Origin of the sequence: Pseudomonas sp. HMWF006 (assembly GCF_003061205.1) — a bacterium.
In the GTDB taxonomy this organism is placed as follows: Bacteria; Pseudomonadota; Gammaproteobacteria; order Pseudomonadales; family Pseudomonadaceae; genus Aquipseudomonas; species Aquipseudomonas monsensis.
On sequence record NZ_QAIU01000380.1, the window covers coordinates 30,297 to 31,491 of the forward strand.

At 63.3% G+C, this 1,195-nt stretch carries 1 protein-coding gene and 1 pseudogene; both read right to left on the reverse strand.

Annotated elements, in window-relative coordinates; translation table 11 throughout:
• Window positions 1–625, reverse strand: a pseudogene (locus DBR24_RS32320) (PmbA/TldA family metallopeptidase); the annotation flags it as partial.
• A 4-nt stretch (window positions 626–629) separates the two neighbouring features.
• On the reverse strand, window positions 630–1,195 hold a 566-nt coding region (locus DBR24_RS15645; protein ID WP_256591534.1), incomplete at its 5' end, for a nitrilase-related carbon-nitrogen hydrolase.

The following is a 1,195-nucleotide window of genomic DNA, read 5'->3' on the forward strand; positions in this document are numbered from 1 at the left end:
GCCCGCCACCGCCGTGCCCGCCGCGCTCGCGACGGCCATTCTGTTCAACGATCACACTGACATTGAAACGCACCAGCGGCCGCACATCGGCCGCCAGACCGCCATCGGTGGACGCCACCAGAATCCGTTCCCAGACCCCGGCCATGCTCACACTGACCTGCTGAATCCGTGGATCGAGGGCGCGGGTGGCGACGTCGATGCGCTTGAGCAGTTCGACCTTCTCCGCACGGCTCAGCACTTCCAGCGGGTTATCCGGCGCGTACAACTGGGCAACGTCCTGCGTGGTAAACGCCTGCACTTTGCCGTTCTGCCCGGCACGGGAAATCGAACGCGCGGCACGGGCCGCAGCACCGAGGGCTTCGAGGGTAATTGCGTTGCTGTAGGCAAAACCGGTCTTTTCGCCGGATTGCGCACGCACACCGACACCCTGGTCGAGGTTGAAGCTGCCTTCCTTGACGATGCCGTCTTCCAGCGCCCAGGACTCGGAGATCTGCCCCTGGAAATACAGGTCGGCCGCATCGATGCCCGGACCGGCCAGATCGCCGAGCACGCCTTGCAGGCTCTCGAGGGTCACACCGCCCGGGGCCAACAAGTGATCACTGACTGAGGACAACAACTCGCTCATAGGTTTACGCCTTAAATTCGTGTTCTGAAGCAGGTCGCTGTGCGCCCTGCGAGAAAAACCGCCGGTGGCTCGCCACCGGCATGCGCGCCCGGATGGACGCTTGTTCGTCGATATCGCGTTCGGCCAACAACACCGCTTCGCCTTGATCCTGATGCGCCAGCACACGACCCCATGGGTCGATGATCGCCGCATGCCCGAAAGTTTCTCGCGGTCCCGGATGGGTCCCGCCCTGTGCTGCCGCCAATATGTAGCACTGAGTCTCGATGGCCCGTGCGCGAATCAGCACGTCCCAATGCGCCGCGCCGGTCACCGCAGTGAAGGCCGACGGCGCCGTAATCAATTCGGCACCGGCAGCACGCAACTCGCTGTACAGCTCAGGAAAGCGCAGGTCGTAGCACACCGTCAGGCCGACTCGGCCGACCGGGGTGTCCGCGACCACCACGCCGCTGCCATAAGCATAGTCATCGGATTCGCGGTAACGGCCCCGATTATCCGCCACATCGACATCGAACAAATGCAACTTGTCATAGCGGGCCACGGTGTCGCCCTGATCGTTGATCAGCAGCGAAC